Here is a 17,400-nt window from a genome sequence, read left to right as displayed (position 1 = left end):
GCTCGCGGCTCTCGCGCTGGCTTGCACTGGGTGCTCCGGTCCAAGCCAGGCTGGCCCGCTCACTGGGCCGCGGGTAGAGCCCGGTGTTGCGCATGTGTGCGCTCCGAGTGGTGCCGGTGCGGCGATCTATTTCAGTGAGTTGTTGACCAACTCTGGAGACATGGCCGCCCGGATTACAAAAGTCGAGGCCTCGGGGACCAATCTGCGGACGGTTGACTACTACATTGACGGCAGCGGACCTTCCCAAGGAGAGTATTTGGGGACTTTCGCGTCGTCGGCGGAGGAGCCGCTTGGCCCAGAGGCCAATATTCTCGCTCGCATGACCAGTGCCGACGGCACGTCGGTTGAACCGGGGAAGCAGGTGGCTCTCGTGATGGAGATCGTTCCCAAATCAACAACGGAAGATGCGAGCCTGAAGACGACCGTGGTTGGGTACACCGTCGGGAGCGACTCATATGAAGAGACGATCAATGTCGAATACACCGTTCGCCCGGGCGTTGCTTGCGACTAGTGGTGCGCTCGCCTTTCTCCTAGGTTCGATCAGTGTCTCGGGCTGCGACCCGAGCGCCAGCGCTTTCGACTTGCCGCCAAGCGCGTACGTCGCGGTCATGAATGCGAGCGCTCCCGTCGACCTCGTATGGGCCAACTCGTTTTGCTCAGGCGTGCTGGTCGGCGCCGACTTGGTAGTGACGGCGAGCCACTGTGTGCGTGACGGCGCCCTTCCCGATGTACAGGTGGGCGCGCGCAATTTGTGCGATACCCCCATTCCGGGTGAGCGGCTGTCTGTGGTTTCGAAGTACATAGGCACTGGTGTCGCGCGCGAACTTACCCTCCTGCGACTGTCTTCGGAAGCTCAGGCAGCTCCGACAGCCATCGCCGCTGGGACTGAAGATCCGGGAGTGGTTGTCGCCACCGGATGGGGCAGGCGCACCGCTGACTCAGGCCGGGTGTGCGAGGCTAAGCAGTTGTCGCTCCGCGCTGCACCTAGCGCGGACTGCGCACCTGCGATGGTCGGTGCACTCAATGAGGGGGTGGAGCCCGAGTCATGGACGTGCTTGGTAGTCAACTCCGGAGCACTCAATACTTGCATCGGTGACAGCGGCGGCGGGGTATTCCTGCAAGAACCGGGCGGCGACTCCCGGCTTTGGGCCATTACCTTGGGGGAGGCGGGTGCGAGGCCCGCGACCCGGGTGTGTATGCGGACTCGGACGCGATCGTTGCACTACTCAATCAGGCTCAAGTCGACGCGCAGTAGCTGCCCATTGGGTCGTCCGGTAGCGGTTAGGCTGGCATAGACGACACTCCCGGGCGCGTGGCGCGGGTTACGAACGTGTGAAGTGCGGCGTGTCGGCTCGCTGGGCCATGGAGGAGCGGGGTTACCGTCGGCCTTGTGGTTAGCGCACGACGCCGGACCTACCTGGTCTTGGCCTGACAGATCGCCGCAGGGCGACTGGTGCCCTGCGGCCTCAACCGCTGGGAGCCCCGCGTGACCAACCCCGCAAGCACTACCGCCACTGAAGTCGCACCTGAGTCTGCAAACAGCGCCGACGGCACCATCGCAGTCAAGACCTACGTGCTCGACACGTCCGTCCTGTTGAGCGATCCGCGCGCGATCAAGCGATTCGCCGAGCACGCCGTAGTGCTTCCGGTTGTGGTGATCACGGAGCTCGAGGCCAAACGTCACCACCCGGAGCTGGGCTACTTCGCCAGGTCCGCACTGCGCATGCTTGATGACCTTCGCGTGGTCCACGGCAAGCTCGACGAGCCCGTGTCCGTGAACGAGGCCGGCGGCACCGTGCGTGTGGAGCTCAACCACACGGACCAGGAGGTGCTGCCTTCCGGGTTCCGGCTGGGCGACAACGACACCCGCATCCTCGCGGTGGCGGCCAACCTCGCCGCGGAGGGCCACGACGTCACGGTCGTCTCCAAGGACCTGCCGATGCGCGTCAAGGCGTCAGCGCTCGGCATCGAGGCCGAGGAGTATCGCGCGGAGCTCGCGATCGACTCCGGTTGGACCGGCATGCGCGAGATCCAGCTCACCGACGAGCAGATGTCGTCGCTGTGGGAGAACGAGTCGCTGCCCACGCTCACCGCCGCCGAGTGCGGCGAGGACCTCAAGTCGCTTCCCGTGCACACGGGCCTGGTGATCCACTCCGGCCGCGGTAGCGCCCTGGGGCGGGTGACCGAGGATGGCGCGGTCCGGCTGGTCCGCGGAGACCAGGAGGTCTTCGGCCTCCACGGCCGCAGCGCCGAGCAGCGAATCGCGATCGACCTGCTCCTCGACGATTCTGTGGGCATCGTCTCGATGGGTGGCCGCGCGGGCACCGGCAAGTCGGCGCTCGCGCTGTGCGCCGGCCTCGAAGCCGTCATGGAGCGCCGCCGCCACAAGAAGATCATGGTCTTCCGGCCCCTATATGCCGTTGGAGGTCAGGAGCTCGGCTACCTGCCGGGCGACGCCGCCGAGAAGATGAACCCCTGGGCCCAGGCGGTATTCGACACTCTTGGCGCGGTAGTCAGCTCCGAGGTGGTCGAGGAGGTCATGGCGCGCGGCATGCTCGAGGTGCTGCCGCTCACGCACATCCGCGGCCGCTCGCTCCACGACGCGTTCGTGATCGTGGACGAGGCCCAGTCCCTCGAGCGCAACGTGCTCCTCACGATGCTCAGCCGCATCGGCCAGGACTCGCGCGTTGTCCTCACCCACGACGTGGCGCAGCGCGACAACCTTCGCGTGGGCCGCCACGACGGCATCGCCGCGGTCATCGAGGCACTCAAGGGCCACCCGCTGTTCGCGCACGTCACCTTGGAGCGGTCCGAGCGCTCCGCCGTGGCCGCGCTCGTCACCGACATGCTGGAGCGCCTGGACCTGTAGCTCGCGTTCCAGAGGCCCGACGCTGCGGCCGGTTAGTCCCCGACGTGCGGGTTTGCGATGGGCTCGGGTTCGATGGCGGGGCACGCATCCTCGGGCACATCGACATCGATGCCGTAAAGCGCCCTGATCGCGGCAAGATAGCGCTCCTGCTCGCCAGCTACCGCGTGCTCGCGGGCCCGCACGGTGGGCACGTGGAGCAGGGTCTTCGCGAAGTGGCGGAGTGCGTGCTCGGCGGCGTCCGCGCGGGCGACCGTCTCAGCGTCGGAGCCGACCGCGGGTCGCAACCGAGCAACCTCGCGCTCAAGTAGCCCAAAGACGTGTTCGCGCAGCGCGACCACCGCGGGGTCCAGGGTGCGCGAGGCGTCGTCGAACCGCGCAACCGCATGGGCGACGATCGCGCGCGCGGCCTCGACGGCGGTCACGGATTCCTCTGGCGCCAAAGCGCCAACAGACGTGAGGTCCACAACGTGCACCCCTGGAAGCGCGCCGACGGACTCCTCCACGTCGCGCTCCAGGGACAGATCGATGACCGTCAGGGGAGATGACACCCCAGAGCGCGCCAACGCGACATCGGCGGCGGTCAGCACCAGGCCCTCGCCGCCGGAGCACGCGAGCACCACATCGGCGCCGCGCACGGCGGCGGGGAGATCCTCAACAGCAAGAGCCTCAAGCCCATGCGCCGTCGCGAACTCCAGCGCGCGCCCCGAAGGCGAGAACACCCCAACCACAGAGGCCCCTCGCCCCTGCATCGCCCCCACGGCGGCGTCGGCCAGCGCGCCGGTGCCGATGACCAAGACGCGCGCGCCCGCCCAGGTGACCGTGGCGTCGGCCAGGTCGAGGGCAACGGAAACGACCGAGCGCCCGGAGGTCCCGAGCCCGGTGGAGGAGGCCACGACGCGCGAGGTGCGTAGCGCGGACTGGAACAGCTTGTCGAGCTGAGGCGTCAGCACGCCACCGGCGCGCGCGTCCGCGTGGGCGCGGCGCACCTGTCCTGAGATCTCGCGCTCGCCGACCACCATCGACTCGAGCCCGGTCGCCACGGAGAGCAGGTGGCGCACGGCGTCGTCCCCCTCGTAGGTCTCGAGGGCGGCGTCCACCTCAAGGGCAGTCAGCGGAGAACCAGCGGCAATAGACGCCACGAGCGCCGAACGCGCGGAGGAGGCGTCGGCCGCGTCCAGATACACCTCGAACCGGTTGCACGTGGGAAGCACCACGGCACCGGCGACGGACGGCGACGCCACAACCGCGGCGCCAAGGGCGTCGGCCCCCACACTCAGCTGCTCCAGCAGGGCGAGGTCGCGGTTGCGGTGAGAGGCCACAAAGCTGACGAGCACCACCCGCCCATTCTGACATGCGCGCGGAACCAGGCAGAATCGGCACATGCCGCTGACCGATCTGATCGACGACCATCCCCTCCGCACCGGCGCGCTCGACGGCTCGCCGCTGCTCGCCGCCTACCACGGCGAGACCCCAAGCCGCCGCCCCGTGTGGTTCATGCGGCAGGCGGCCGCTCGCTCCCCGAGTATCGCGAGACGCGCGCCGGCACCGACATGCTGGAGGCGTGCCTCACCCCGGAACTGGCTGCCGAGATCACGCTTCAGCCGGTCCGACGCTATGGCGTGGACGCCGCGATCTTCTTCAGTGACATCGTGGTTCCGTTGAAGCTGGCCGGGCTGGACGTGAGCATCCAGCCTGGTATCGGGCCGGTTTTTGCCCACCCGATTCGCACGATGGCCGACGTCGAGGCGCTGCCGCAGCTCGACGAGAGCTTCGCGGCGGCGCTCATGCCCATCGCGCACGCCGTGGTCGCGACCACCGCGCAGCTCGGCGCCACGCCGCTCATCGGCTTCGCAGGCGCGCCGTTCACCCTCGCCGCCTACATGGCCGAGGGCCGCGCGAGCCGCGACCACCTTGGCGCGCGCAGGCTCATCGCATCCTCGCCCGACGTGTGGGCCGGGCTGGCAGCGTGGGTCGCCAAGGTCTCGGGGATCTTCCTTCGCACGCAGGTCCTCGCCGGCGCGAGCGCGGTCCAGCTCTTCGACTCCTGGGCGGGCTCGCTCGACGCCGAGGACTACCGCCGCGCGTGCCTGGTGCCATCCACGCAGGTCTTTGACCTCGTGGACGATCTGCCCGTGCCGCGCATCCACTTCGCCGCGAACGGCTCTCACCTGCTGGAGATCATGGACGCCGCTGGCGGCGACGTGATGGGCGTTGACTATCGCCTTCCCCTCGACGAGGCGAGCGCGATCCTCGATGACGAGGTGCCGCTCCAGGGCAACATCGATCCCGCGTACCTCGCGGCGCCGTGGGAGGTGCTGCGCGCCCACGTCGACGACGTGCTGCGCCGCGGCTCGCAGGCTCCCGGCCACGTGGTGAACCTTGGCCATGGTGTGCCGCCGGACACCGACCCGGACGTGCTGCAGCGCATCGTGGAGCACGTGCACGCATACAGTGAGTAGATGCGTTCGGTAGTCATCGGCTCAGGCGCCGCGGGCCTCATCGCCGCGCGGGAACTGCTCGCGCGCGGGGACGCGGTGACGGTCCTCGAGGCCACCGAGACGATCGGCGGCCGCGTCACGTCCCTCGAGCTCGACGGCCTCACGCTCGACGCCGGGGCAGAGTCCTTCGCCACCCGGGGCGACGCGGTGGCGACACTCGCGGAGGAACTGGGCCTCAGCGTCGGGCCGCCTGCGGCGACGCCGGCGTGGGTTGTCGCCCCCGGCCGCGCGTACCAACTTCCGGCGACCGGATGGCTTGGCATCCCCACGCATCCCCTGGATCGCGACGTGCGCAAAGTGATCGGCTCGAGCGCGGCCGTGCACGCCTCGCTCGAGCCGCATCGGCCGCTCGGCGAGATTCCGGACGACGTCACGATTGGCACGCTTGTGCGCGCGCGCCTTGGCGACGAGATCGCGGAGGCGCTCGTAGCGCCCGTGTTGCAGGGCGTCTACTCGCGCCACATCGACACGCTGCAGCTGGCCGACATCTCGCCGACGCTGCCTCAGGAACTGCGCGAGGCCGAGTCGCTGCTGAAGCTCGCGGAGACCAAGCGCGCTCTCTCGCCCGCGGGCTCCGCGGTGCTCGGCGTCGAGGGGGGCATGTGGCGTCTCACGGTCGCGCTCGCGGACCACGTCCGCGCGAGCGGCGGCAGTATCGTCACCTCTGCGGCGGCCGAGCGCCTCAGCTTTGAGGACGGCGCGTGGCGCATCGTGGCCGGCGGCGGCCGTCTGGTCGCCGATCGCGTCGTGATCGCCACGCCCCTGCCCGACGCTGCCCCCTCATTCCCGACCTCCCCACTCCCGAGCGGAAGCAGGTGGCCGTGGTCACCTTGGTGCTTGACGCTCCGCAGCTCGACGGGGCGCCGCGCGGAACCGGGGTGCTCGCCATGGAAGGCGTGACCGCGGCGAAGGCGCTCACCCACTCCACGGCCAAGTGGCCGTGGCTCGCGCGCTCGGCTGGCGGGCGTCACGTGGTGCGGCTCTCGTACGCCCTCGAGGCGCTGCCCGCCGACCTTGAGGCCGGCGCCCTTGCGGACGCCGCGCGCCTGCTCGGCGTGGAGCTCACGGCGCAGAACCTGCGCGGCTCGGCGGCGCGAATCTGGACCGACGCCGCCCCCACGGCGGTCACCGACCTGAACCCGGCGTCGGGCCTCTACCTGGTGGGAAGCGCCGCCGGTCTCACAGGGCTGGCGAACATCGCGGGCGCGGATTTCCCTTGGTCGTAGCGGTGCGAGACTAAGAGACATGACCGACGAACCCCAAGGCTTCACCCTGTTCAGCGTGCTCGATGGGCTGCTCCACGCGCCCGACGAGGAGCTCGCGGAGATCGTCGAGCACTTCGACTTCGCGGTCGAGGAGCTCGCCGAGCACGAGGTCACCTTGCGCGGCATCTACGACGTGAGCGGGCTGCGCGCGGACGGCACCGTGATGCTGTGGCTGCACGGCCCGCGGCTCGAGGACCTGCAGCTCGCGCTGCGCGAACTGCGCGCCACGGAGCTTCTCGCGGACACGCGGCTGACCTGGTCCGCGGCGGGCGTGCACCGGCCGGCGGAGTTCAATAAGTCCCATGTACCAGGCTTCTTGCGCGGCGAGCCCGCGCGTGGCTGGTTGACCGTCTATCCGTTCGTGCGGTCCTACGACTGGTATCTGCTGCCCGACGAGGATCGCTCCCGCAGTGCTGCGCGAGCACGGGATGAAGGGCGCTGCGTTCAAGGGAGTGGTCGCGAACACGGTCTCTGCCTTCGCGCTTGGCGACTTTGAGTGGCTGCTGCCCATGGAGTCCGACGACGTCACCGAGCTCGTGGACATGATGCGCGACCTTCGCTACACGGAGGCCCGCCTGCACGTGCGCGAGGAGCTGCCCTTCTACACCGGCAGGCGCGTCACCACCGCCGAGGCGGTGGAGGTGCTGGCGTCGTGACCCAACCGCCGCTCGCGGCCTCCTCGCGAGTCCTCGCCCCCGCGTCCTACGACTGCATCCTGCTCGCCGGCTTCGGCGGGCCCGAGGGCCAAGACGATGTCATTCCGTACCTGCGCAACGTCACTCGCGGCCGCGGCATCCCCGACGAGCGGCTCGAGGAAGTAGCCCACCACTATCGGCACTTTGGCGGCATCAGCCCCATCAATGACCAGAACCGCGCGCTCAAGGCCGCGCTCGAAGGCGAGATCGCCGCTCGCGGGCTCTCGCTGCCCGTCTACTGGGGCAATCGCTTCTGGGCGCCGTACTTCGCCGACGCGCTGCGCGAGCTGCACGCCGACGGTCACCGCCGGGTGCTCGTGCTCGTCACCACCGCGTTCTCCTCCTACTCTGGCTGCCGCGCCTACCGCGAGGACCTCGCCGAGGCGCTCGCAGAGACCGGGCTGGGCGAGGACCTGATGCTCGACAAGGTGCGCCAGTACTTCGACCACCCGGGCTTCGTGGGACCCAACGTCGAGTTCGTTCTGGGGGGCCTCCGCGAGCTGGCCGACGCTGGGCACGGCTCCGCGCCCCACGTCATGTTCTCGACGCATTCGATTCCGACTATGGCCGCCGACGCGTCGGGCCCGCGAGAAGCACTGCCCGGTGGGGAGCCGGTGCCGCTGGGCAACGACGGCGGCTGGTACGGGGCGCAGCAGCGCGCCGTGTGCGAGCTCATCATGGAGGCCGTCGAGGCCGAGTACGGCCAGGTGCCATGGTCGCTCGTGTTCCAGTCGCGGTCCGGACCGCCGACTCAGCCCTGGCTCGAACCGGACATCAACGACGCGATCAACGAGCTGCCTGACTCCGTGTCTGGGCTGGTACTGAGCGCGATCGGGTTCGTGAGCGACCACATGGAGGTGCTCTGGGACCTCGACAACGAGGCGCTCGAGACCGCCACCGAGCGCGGGTTGCCGATGGTGCGCGTGCCAACTGTGGGCGTAGACCCGGCGTTCGTGAGTGGCCTCGTGGACCTCGTCGAGGAGCGCACGGCCGGTCGCGCGCGACCCGCGCTCACCGAGTTCGGCCCCTGGCAGGACGTGTGCCCCGCAGACTGCTGTCTTGGCCGCGCACAGAAGGCGACTATCGCCTCCTGCTGACACCAGCGTCGGGCCGCCGTAGGCTCCGCACGGCTTCAGTGACTCATGAGGCGCGTGGTTCCTGGCGCACCCCGCATCGGGTCACATCCGTCACACGCTCCGTGCGGAGCCGACACGAGGCGCTGCGAGCACAGCAATGATTACGCAACGCGCATGTTGCGTAAAAGCCCGGGCGCCCTTTACCCTTGGAGGGCACTCACTCGAACGGAGCCCTCCATGACGCTGTCGCGCCAGACGGTCTTTGGCCTCGCGGCCCTGTGCGGCGGCATCCCGGATCTCACCTTCACGGTGTCAACGACCTCGGGCGGCGACCTGTGGGTCGCCGAACACCCTGACGCGCAGCTGTGCGTCCACGCGTTCCGGCAGGCGATCCAGGAGTGGCCCAAGTCCGAGTGCCACGCCCCGTGCATCGAGGCCGTGAGCTTTGACGAGTTCGACGAGCTCGGCGGCGTGCTCTCGCGCGCAGGGGAGCGCTGGTTCGTGTCCCCACTCGCGGCCGACGCCACCGCGGCCGCCCTTCGCGATTGCGCCGGCATCGACAACAGCATCGACGCGCTGGTGCGCGAGGATCTCGACTTCGGCATGTCCGTGGTGCGGCTCTCGATGCGCGAGCCCGACGAGGCTGTGCTCAACGACGCCGCGATCTCGGGCTACGCCGCGTGCCTCACCGAAGAGCTGACGCTGGCGAGCTCCCGCGCCGCGTAGGAGCCTACGACTCCGCGGCCTCCTTGAAGGCCTTCCTCGGCTCCGCGAGCCTGCCCATCGACACCAGGTCCCGCCGGAAGAACAGCGCGGTCGTCCAGTCGAGCACCACGCGCGCCTTCCTGTTGAAGCTGGGGATCTGCAGCATGTGATACGTCCGGTGAGCGAACCACGCGGGCCAGCCGCGCAACTTCACCCCCATGATCTGCGCCACGCCCTTGTTCAGCCCAAGCGACGCGACGGTGCCCAGGTGTCGGTGCCGGTACTCCTTGAGCTCGCGCCCCGCGATCGCGGCCGCGATGTTCTTGCCCAGCAGCCTCGCCTGGCGCACCGCATGCTGCGCCGACGGCGCGCACCAGTTACCCTCGCCCTTCACGAGGTCCGGAACCTGCGCACAGTCCCCGGCGGCCCAAGCGCCGTCCACAACCGTGCCGTCGGCCTTGGCGACCTGCAGCGTGGGTAGGGCATTCGCGTGACCCTTTGGCCCCGTTGGCAGGTCCGACGCTGCTATCAGGGGGTTTGGCTTCACACCGGCCGTCCACACGACGGTGTCGGCGTCGAACTCCTGGCCGTCGCTGAGGACGATGCGCCCGTCGACGCAGCTCTCGAGCCGGGTGGAGAGATAGACCTCCATCCCGCGCTTGCTGAGGACGTCGAGGGTGTATCCGCCCATCTCGTGGCCCATCTCGGGAAGGATGCGGGTGGCGGCCTCGACCATGACGAAGCGGAGGTCGGCGGGGGAGAGCTCCGGGTAGTAGCGCAGGGCGGCGCGCGCCATGTCCTCGGTCTCCGCGAAGGCCTCGATCCCCGCGAAGCCGCCGCCCACGAACACGAACGTCAGCAGCTTCCGGCGTGCGTGCGCATCGTGCGTGGTGGCCGCGCGGGCGATGCGGCCCAGCACGATGTTGCGGAGGTTGATGGCCTCCTCGACCCACTTGAAGCCGAGGCCCATCTCCGCGAGCCCGGGAATGGGCAGCGTGCGCGGGATGGCTCCGAGCGCGATCACCACGTGGTCGTACTCGAGGGTGAACTTCTCTCCGTAGTCGGTCTCGGCGGTGACCTTCTTGGTCTTGTGCGAGATCTTGGTCGCCTTGGCCTGAATGACCTTGACGCCCTTGAGCGTGCGGCGCAGCGGCACCACCACGTGTCGCGCCTCGATCGAGCCTGCCGCGGCCTCGGGGAGGAACGGCTGGTAGGTCATGTAGGGGCGGCGGTCCAGGACCGTGATCTCCACGTCCTTTGCGTGCCTGCGGAGGGAGAGAGCGGTGTAGAGGCCAACGTAGCCGCCGCCAACGATGAGGACGCGCGTCGTCATGGGAACCAACTCCTTATGGTCTGGTAAACCGCGGGACGACGGCAGGTGTTCCTCGCTAATTCTCCCCAACCATGGTGGTGACGTCCAGCAAGTGATCCAGCTGCTCAAGCGAGATCTCGCCGCGCTCAACGAACCCAAGATCGATCGTCGCCTCGCGCACCGTGAGGCCCTGCTTGACCGCGTGCTTGGCGATCTTCGCCGCGTTCTCGTAGCCGATCACGCGGTTGAGCGGCGTGACAATGCTGGGGCTCGCCTCCGCGAGGAAGCGGGCGCGTTCCACGTTGGCCGTGATGCCGTCCACGGTCTTGACCGCGAGCACCTCCGAAGCGTTGGCGAGCAGGCGCATCGACTCGAGCACGCCGAGCGCCATCACCGGGATCTGAACGTTGAGCTCGAATGCCCCGGATGCTCCCGCCCACGCCACGGTGGCGTCGTTGCCGATGACGCGCGCGCACACCATCAGCACGGCTTCCGGAACCACGGGGTTGACCTTCCCGGGCATGATCGACGACCCCGGCTGCAGGTCCGGCAGCGCGATCTCGCCGAGTCCCGTGTTGGGCCCGGAGCCCATCCAGCGCAGGTCGTTGCAGATCTTGGTGAGGCTCACGGCGATCACCTTGAGCGCGCCGCTCAGCTCCACCAGGGAGTCCCGCGCGGACTGCGCCTCGAAGTGGTCCCTCGCCTCGGTGATCGGCAGGCCAGTGTCCTCCGCGAGCAGGGCGATGACCCGCTGAGGGAAGCCCTTGGGCGTGTTGATGCCGGTGCCAACCGCGGTGCCGCCGAGCGGCACCTCGGCCACGCGCGGGAGCGCTGCCTCGAGCCGTTCGATCCCGTGCCTCACGGCCGCCGCGTAACCGCCGAACTCCTGACCGAGCGTCACCGGGGTCGCGTCCATGAGGTGCGTGCGGCCGGACTTGAAGACGCCGGAAAACTCCGTGGCCTTGCGCTCGAGCGACTCCGCGAGCACGGTCAGCTTGGGAATCAGGTCGCCTACCAGGGCCGACGCCGCAGCTACATGGACCGATGTGGGGAACACGTCGTTCGAGGACTGCGACGCGTTGACGTGGTCGTTGGGATGCACCTCGCGTCCCAACGACCGCGTCGCGAGCGTCGCGATGACCTCGTTGGTGTTCATGTTCGACGAGGTTCCGGAGCCGGTCTGGAAGATGTCGATGGGGAAGTCGCCGTCGTGCGCGCCGCCCGCGACCTCGTCGGCGGCCGCGACCACAGCGTCGGCCACCTCCTGGTCCAGCACCCCCAACTCGGCATTGGCGCGTGCCGCCGCCTTCTTGATGCGCGCGAGCGCCTCGATGTGGCGACGCTCGAGTGTGATCCCGCTGATGGGGAAGTTCTCCACGGCGCGCTGCGTCTGCGCGCGGTACAGGGCGCTCGCGGGCACGCGGACCTCGCCCATGGTGTCGTGTTCGATGCGGAAGTCGGTCATGCGTCCATTGTGTCAGCGGACGCGAATGCCCGACGCTACGGTTGGGTATCCTCCGGCGCCACGTCCAGCTCGGCGGAGCCGGGCGGGTTCGCGCCCGGCCGCGAGACGGTGATCGCGGCGATGCGTGCGCAGCGCTCGAGGATCGCGACGAGGGTCTCGTCCGAGATGCCGCGCAGGGCCTCACGCTGAGCGCCACCGAGAACCCCGGCGCCCCACAGCCCGTCGATCAGTCCGCCCATGAACGAATCGCCCGCGCCAACGGTGTCGGCGACCTCCACGGACGGAGCCTCAACCGCCACCGACCGGTCGCCGGGAAGGAACGCGGTTGCCCCGGAGCCCCCGCGCGTCACCACCACGAACGCGGGCCCAAGCGAGAGCCACTCTCGCGCCACCGCGTCAACGTCGTCCGTCGACGCGAGCCACGCGAGGTCCTCATCGGACACCTTGACCACGTCCGCTAGCGCGACCATCTCCTCGATAGCAACGCGCGCGTCCTGTGGCGAACCCATCAAGGATGGGCGGGCGTTGGGGTCGTAGGTGACGGTTGCGGCGTCCCGTAGCGACGTAACAAGAGAGCGCACCGACGCCGCCCCCGGCGCGAGCACGGTCGCGATGGACCCCGTGTGGACCACGAGCGGATCCGGGCGCGGTGCCGCACCGTCGGCGAGCGCCCACTCGAGGTCGAAGTCGTACGTCGCAGCCCCGGACTCGTCGAGGTGCGCCGTCGCCACCGACGTGCGTGGCGCGCCCAAGGATCCGGCAGCGAGCTCAACCTGCGAGGCCGCGAGGTGCTCCTGGACCATCGCCCCGTTGTCGTCGTCAGCCAGGTAGGCGAGCAGCTCCACGTCCCGACCCAGCCTGCCGAGCCCAATCGCGACGTTGGCTGGCGAACCGCCTGGGTGCGCCTCCGTCGTGCCGTCAACGGACACGACGACGTCCACGAGCGCCTCGCCGATGACGAGGGCGTGCTCGCTCACTCGCCGTCCTCGGCGGCCTCGACGTCGGTGTCAACGCCCCGAACGGCCGCGATCCGCTCGCGCGCCCCGTCGAGGATCTCCTGGCAGCGTGCCGCGAGCTTCTCGCCGCGCTCCCACAGCTCGAGCGCCTCGTCAAGGGTCGCGTTGCCCTCCTCCAGCCGGGCGACGATCGTGAGGAGTTCGTCACGCGCGGTCTCGAAACTGTAGGCGCCGATGTCTTTCGCTGGCATGATCCTCAAACTACAGCGTCATAGCTAGGACGTACGTCCCTCTCATGGGGTACAACGTTCAACTGTTCACAACGGAGTGACACCATGTTTTCTGAGAACTACTCTCGCCAGACGGCGATCGCGAGCGCCACCAAGGTCCTCGCTGCCGACCTCACCGACCACGAGCTTGCGACGCTCGCACGGTCCGAAGAGGCCAAGGTTCGCGCGGCTGTTGCCGAGCGCGTCAACACCCCGCTCACGTCGCTGCTCCTGCTCGCGCAGGACGTGGCTCCCGCGGTGCGTGCCGGCGTTGCCCGCAACCCGCGCCCCGACCTCCCCGTCGAGATGCGTCAGGACCTCGCCAAGGACAAGTCGTCCGAGGTGGTCTACGCGCTCATCGACAACCCGGCAACGCCCGACTCGATCCTGAGCAAGTTCACCCGCTCCTTCCACCGCGACTACGCCGTGGCGGCCAAGGAGGCTCTGAACAAGCGCAAGTCCGCAGCCCGGTCCGGCATCGAGCTCGACGTCTCCGTCGTCTCGCAGTAACAGCAGGCCCGACGCTGGGGCTGAAGGTCAGCGGCCGGGTTTCACTGCGCGTGCGGCGAGTTCGCCGCGCGCCAGCCGTAGGCGCAATGGCGCGCCTTCGGCAATGGCGTCCGGATCCCTGACCACCGCGCCTTTGGCGTCCTGAACCACGGCGAAGCCGCGGTCGAGTGTCGCCTGCGGGCTCAGCGCGCGCAGCGTGGCGACGGTCTCGCGCACCGTTGCGTCGACGACCTGCATGACGCCGACCAGCGCCCGCCCCGATCGCTCATGGAGTGCGGTGGCGGCATCCGCAAACGGGGCCAGCAGCGCGGCGGGGCGCGCAAGCACCGGGCGAGAGGCGAGGGTCGCGACCTCGTGGGCGGAGCGCGCCACGCGATTGAGCAGCGCCCGCGCCATGGACTCGCGCGCCCACTCGACGCCCGCGAGCTCCTGCGCGGCGTCGGGCACGATGCGCTTGCCTGCGTCGGTTGGCGTGGACGCGCGGTAGTCCGCGACGAGGTCCAGCAGAGGGCTGTCCTTCTCGTGGCCGATCGCGCTCACGAGCGGCGTCTCACACGCCGCCGCTACGCGCACGAGGGTCTCATCGCTGAATGGGAGCAGATCCTCGAATGACCCGCCGCCGCGCGCCACGACGATGACGTCCACCTCCGGATTCGCGTCGAGCTCGCGAATGGCGGCCGTGGTCTCCGGCACGCAGCGCGCGCCCTGCACCGTGACGCGGCGGATCTCGAAGCGCACCGCCGGCCAGCGCCGCTGCGCGTTCTCCACCACGTCGTGCTCGGCGTCCCCTTGGTTGGCGCAGATCAGCCCAACGAGCCGCGGCACGAACGGCAGCGGCACCTTCCGTTCCGGCGCGAACAGCCCCTCTTGCGCGAGCGCCTCTTTGAGCGCCTCGAGGCGGGCAAGCAGGTCCCCGATGCCAACGGTCGCGATCTCTTTGGTGTCCAGCGTGAGCGAGCCATCGCGCTGATACCAGGTGGGACGCGCGTGAAGCACCACGCGTGAGCCGTCCGTGACGTCCGGCCCAAGCGCGTCGAACTGCGCGGCCGGCACGGTGGCCCGCAGCGACATGTTCTGGTCGGTGTCCCTGAGTGTCACGAACACGAGGTGCTTCCAGCGCTTCACGTTGAGCAGTTGGCCCTCGACCCACACCGGTGCCATCTTCGAGATGTAGTCACCGATCTTGGGGCTCAGGTGACGCACGGGCCACGGCCTCTCGCGCGTCGTTTCCGCGGCCGTGGCGGGAAGACTGGCCGACGCTTCGGGGAGGCTGGCACCAGCGTCGGGCAGGGTCATGGTCACCAGGGTGCCACGTAGACTGGGGGGCATGGCGACCGACAAGCGTGTGCTGCTCGCCGCCCCCCGTGGATACTGCGCTGGAGTGGATCGCGCGGTCATCGCCGTGGAGAAGGCGCTCGAGCTGCACGGGGCGCCGATCTACGTGCGCAAGGAGATCGTCCACAACAAATACGTGGTGGAGACCTTGAGCGAGCGGGGAGCGATCTTCGTCTCGGAGACGGACGAGGTGCCCGAGGGCGCGCGCGTGGTCTTCAGCGCCCACGGCGTCTCGCCCGCGGTCCGCGAGGCGGCCGACGCCCGCAACCTGCTCACCATCGACGCCACCTGCCCGCTCGTCACCAAGGTGCACAAGGAGGCGGTGCGGTTCGCCCGCGAGGACCAGACCATCCTGCTCATTGGGCACACGGGGCACGAGGAGGTCGAGGGCACTGCGGGGGAGGCCCCGGAGCACACGATCATCGTGAACTCGCCGGACGACGTCGACGGCATTGAGGTGCCCGACCCGCAGAACGTGGTGTGGCTGTCGCAGACCACGCTGTCCGTTGACGAGACGATGGAGACGGTACGCCGCCTGCGCGAGCGCTTCCCCGCGCTCCAGGACCCGCCGAGCGACGACATCTGCTACGCCACCCAGAACCGTCAGGTGGCGGTCAAGAAGCTCGCGCCGGAATGTGATCTGGTGATCGTGGTGGGTTCCGCGAACTCCTCGAACTCCGTGAGGCTCGTCGAGGTGGCTTTGCAGTCGGGCGCACGTACGTCCCACCGCATCGACCGCGCCACCGAGCTGCAGGATTCATGGTTCGACGGCGTCGCCACGGTCGGCGTGACGTCCGGGGCCTCGGTGCCGGAGATCCTCGTGCGCGACCTGCTGGACGCGCTCGCGGACCGCGGCTACGTGGACGTTGAGGAGGTCCGCACGGCCACGGAGGACCTCATGTTCTCCCTGCCGCGCGAGATCCGCGCCGACATGAAGGCCCGCGCGGCTTCCTAGGCGTCCTCGTCCGGGCCGCCAATCAGGCGGACCTCGGTCTCGACAACGTCAAGCTGCGGCAGCTCGGCTTCGATGTGCTGCATCTCGCCGAACTTGCGGGCCGTCACCATGACGCGAGATTCCATGGATGCGACCGTCTGGTTGTAGGCCTTTGATGCGCTGTCGATGGCGCGCCCCACACGCGACAGGTGATTGCCCATGACAGTGAGGCGGTCGAAAAGGTCCTTCCCGGTCGCGAGCACCTGTTGAGCGTTCTTCGCGAGAGCGTCTTCCTTCCATGCGTGCGCGACCGCGCGCAGCAACGCGACGAGCGTGGTCGGGGTCGCGATGACGACGCGTTTGGTGAAGGCGTACTCCTGCAGGGTGTCGTCCTGCTCGATCGCAGACTGGAAGAACCCTTCTGCGGGCACAAACATGACGACGAACTCCGGCGCAGAATCGAACTGCTCCCAGTACTTCTTGCTCGCCAGATCGTCGATGTGCTTGCGGAACTGGCGCGCATGCGCCGCAAGGCGTTCGACGCGAACTCGCTCGTCGTCGGTTTCAAACGCCTCTTGGAGGCCTGCGAGCGCAACCTTGGAGTCGACGACGATAGACCGACCACCCGCCAGGTGGATCGTCATGTCCGGCCGGAGATTCTTGCCCTCGCTGTCCTTTACGTTGTCCTGCTCGGTGAAGTCGACGTGGTTGAGCATCCCCGAAAGTTCGACTACGCGCTTGAGCTGGACCTCGCCCCAGTTGCCGCGCACGTCTGAGCGGCGAAGAGTGTTGATGAAGTCCGAGGTTCGCTTGTCCAGTTTGGAGGACGCGTCGACCATCTGGCGCACCTGTTCCGCAAGTGCGGCCTGCCCTGCCAGCCGGCCCTTGTCGGCCTCCGTGGTCTGCCGCTTGACCTCGTCGAGCGCGACCTTCATGGGCTCGACGAGTTGTTTCACGGACTGCTCGCGCTTCTCGAGCTCCACCTTGTTGGCCTCGTTGGCGCGCGTGAACCTCTCGTCGGCTCGAGCAAGGAATTCCCGTGACTGCGCCTCGAGCGCCTCCGCGCTCAGCGCCTTGAACTCGGTCTTGAGGGCCTCCTGGTCCGCGCGCACCTGGGCGACGTATCGCTCGTGCTCGGCCCGCAGTTCTTCCTCCCGCCTGCCCGACGCTGTGGTTACCTCCGCCACCCGAGCCTCGGCGGCGTCGGCCCTCGCCTGGGCGACCGCGGCGTCGGTCTCTGCCTTCGAAAGTGCCGCAGAACTGCCATTGCGAGCCACCAGGAACCCGATGACAAGGCCGGCCGCGAGGGCCACAATGGCGATGATTGCTTCGATCATGCGACGACTCTTTCATGGGGGTCCGACACGATCGTGCGTGAAGGACCGTGTGGACGCGGGTTTGTTGTGACCTGGGTCACATTTCCTCTCACCCGACGCGAACTCGTGACCGCAAGTAATCTGATTGTTACCTAAGGTTTCATACCATTCAGGTACTACGGGGAAACTCCCCGG

The 17,400-nt window shown here is 68.6% G+C and carries 14 protein-coding genes and 3 pseudogenes; 10 read left to right on the top strand and 7 right to left on the bottom strand.

The annotated features are described in order from the left end of the window. Positions 1-160: 160 nt before the first annotated feature. Together NVV57_02905 and NVV57_02900 are read left to right on the top strand one after the other, a co-directional pair. Positions 161-511 (top strand): hypothetical protein, encoded by a 351-nt coding sequence (locus NVV57_02905; GenBank protein MCR6711696.1) that lies wholly within the window; start codon positions 161-163, stop codon positions 509-511. Positions 512-1,555: 1,044 nt separating this feature from the next. Further along, the gene (locus tag NVV57_02900) at positions 1,556-2,869 is read left to right on the top strand and encodes a PhoH family protein (protein MCR6711695.1); all 1,314 of its coding nucleotides are present in this window, start codon (positions 1,556-1,558) and stop codon (positions 2,867-2,869) included. Between the two features lie 32 nt (positions 2,870-2,901). Here the strand turns inward: NVV57_02900 and NVV57_02895 are convergent, their stop codons facing one another. Then, positions 2,902-4,206, bottom strand: a complete 1,305-nt coding sequence (locus NVV57_02895) for a glutamyl-tRNA reductase (protein ID MCR6711694.1) — start codon at positions 4,204-4,206, stop codon at positions 2,902-2,904. Between the two features lie 43 nt (positions 4,207-4,249). Here NVV57_02895 and hemE point away from each other — a divergent pair. The 6 genes and pseudogenes from hemE (at position 4,250) to NVV57_02865 (ending at position 9,129) form a co-directional block, all read left to right on the top strand. Further along, positions 4,250-5,328: pseudogene (gene hemE, locus NVV57_02890) on the top strand (uroporphyrinogen decarboxylase). Between the two features lie 12 nt (positions 5,329-5,340). Further along, positions 5,341-6,267: pseudogene (locus NVV57_02885) on the top strand (FAD-dependent oxidoreductase). Continuing rightward, positions 6,255-6,593 carry a hypothetical protein gene (locus tag NVV57_02880; GenBank protein MCR6711693.1) on the top strand — a complete coding sequence of 113 codons (339 nt, stop codon included), beginning with the start codon at positions 6,255-6,257 and terminating at the stop codon, positions 6,591-6,593. Before NVV57_02885 ends, NVV57_02880 begins: the two are co-directional and overlap by 13 nt. Before the next feature lie 19 nt (positions 6,594-6,612). Then, positions 6,613-7,288: pseudogene (locus tag NVV57_02875) on the top strand (chlorite dismutase family protein). Next, positions 7,285-8,424, top strand: a complete 1,140-nt coding sequence (locus tag NVV57_02870) for a ferrochelatase (protein MCR6711692.1) — start codon at positions 7,285-7,287, stop codon at positions 8,422-8,424. Before NVV57_02875 ends, NVV57_02870 begins: the two are co-directional and overlap by 4 nt. Positions 8,425-8,640: 216 nt before the next feature. Next, a complete protein-coding gene (locus tag NVV57_02865) occupies positions 8,641-9,129 on the top strand; it encodes a hypothetical protein (GenBank protein MCR6711691.1) in 489 nt (162 codons plus the stop codon). A gap of 4 nt (positions 9,130-9,133) precedes the next feature. Here the strand turns inward: NVV57_02865 and NVV57_02860 are convergent, their stop codons facing one another. Genes NVV57_02860 through NVV57_02845 form a run of 4 tightly spaced genes read right to left on the bottom strand, consistent with a single transcriptional unit; the run spans position 9,134 to position 13,092 of the window. Continuing rightward, entirely contained in the window at positions 9,134-10,441 is a 1,308-nt protein-coding gene (locus NVV57_02860; protein ID MCR6711690.1) for an NAD(P)/FAD-dependent oxidoreductase, read from the bottom strand. Between the two features lie 55 nt (positions 10,442-10,496). Further along, positions 10,497-11,885, bottom strand: coding sequence for a class II fumarate hydratase (locus tag NVV57_02855; GenBank protein ID MCR6711689.1), 1,389 nt, complete (start codon positions 11,883-11,885; stop codon positions 10,497-10,499). Between the two features lie 35 nt (positions 11,886-11,920). Next, complete coding sequence (locus NVV57_02850; GenBank protein MCR6711688.1) at positions 11,921-12,862, bottom strand: carbohydrate kinase; 942 nt, start codon at positions 12,860-12,862, stop codon at positions 11,921-11,923. Then, positions 12,859-13,092 carry an exodeoxyribonuclease VII small subunit gene (locus NVV57_02845; protein MCR6711687.1) on the bottom strand — a complete coding sequence of 78 codons (234 nt, stop codon included), beginning with the start codon at positions 13,090-13,092 and terminating at the stop codon, positions 12,859-12,861. Before NVV57_02845 ends, NVV57_02850 begins: the two co-directional genes overlap by 4 nt. 84 nt (positions 13,093-13,176) lie before the next feature. On the opposite strand from NVV57_02845, the gene NVV57_02840 reads away from it, so the two are divergent. After that, positions 13,177-13,620 (top strand): hypothetical protein, encoded by a 444-nt coding sequence (locus NVV57_02840; protein ID MCR6711686.1) that lies wholly within the window; start codon positions 13,177-13,179, stop codon positions 13,618-13,620. A 27-nt stretch (positions 13,621-13,647) separates the two neighbouring features. On the opposite strand, the gene xseA is transcribed toward NVV57_02840, so the two are convergent. Continuing rightward, complete coding sequence (xseA, locus tag NVV57_02835) at positions 13,648-14,916, bottom strand: exodeoxyribonuclease VII large subunit (protein ID MCR6711685.1); 1,269 nt, start codon at positions 14,914-14,916, stop codon at positions 13,648-13,650. A gap of 31 nt (positions 14,917-14,947) precedes the next feature. On the opposite strand from xseA, the gene NVV57_02830 reads away from it, so the two are divergent. Then, on the top strand, positions 14,948-15,910 hold the full coding sequence (locus NVV57_02830; GenBank protein MCR6711684.1) for a 4-hydroxy-3-methylbut-2-enyl diphosphate reductase: 963 nt from the start codon (positions 14,948-14,950) through the stop codon (positions 15,908-15,910). Here the strand turns inward: NVV57_02830 and rmuC are convergent. After that, on the bottom strand, positions 15,907-17,226 hold the full coding sequence (gene rmuC / locus NVV57_02825; protein ID MCR6711683.1) for a DNA recombination protein RmuC: 1,320 nt from the start codon (positions 17,224-17,226) through the stop codon (positions 15,907-15,909). The genes NVV57_02830 and rmuC overlap by 4 nt on opposite strands. Positions 17,227-17,400: the final 174 nt, after the last annotated feature.

The organism is Demequina sp., assembly GCA_024707205.1.
Taxonomy (GTDB): Bacteria; Actinomycetota; Actinomycetes; order Actinomycetales; family Demequinaceae; genus Demequina.
Note: the sequence above shows the minus strand (reverse complement) of the source record. Positions and strands in the feature narration are given on the sequence as shown.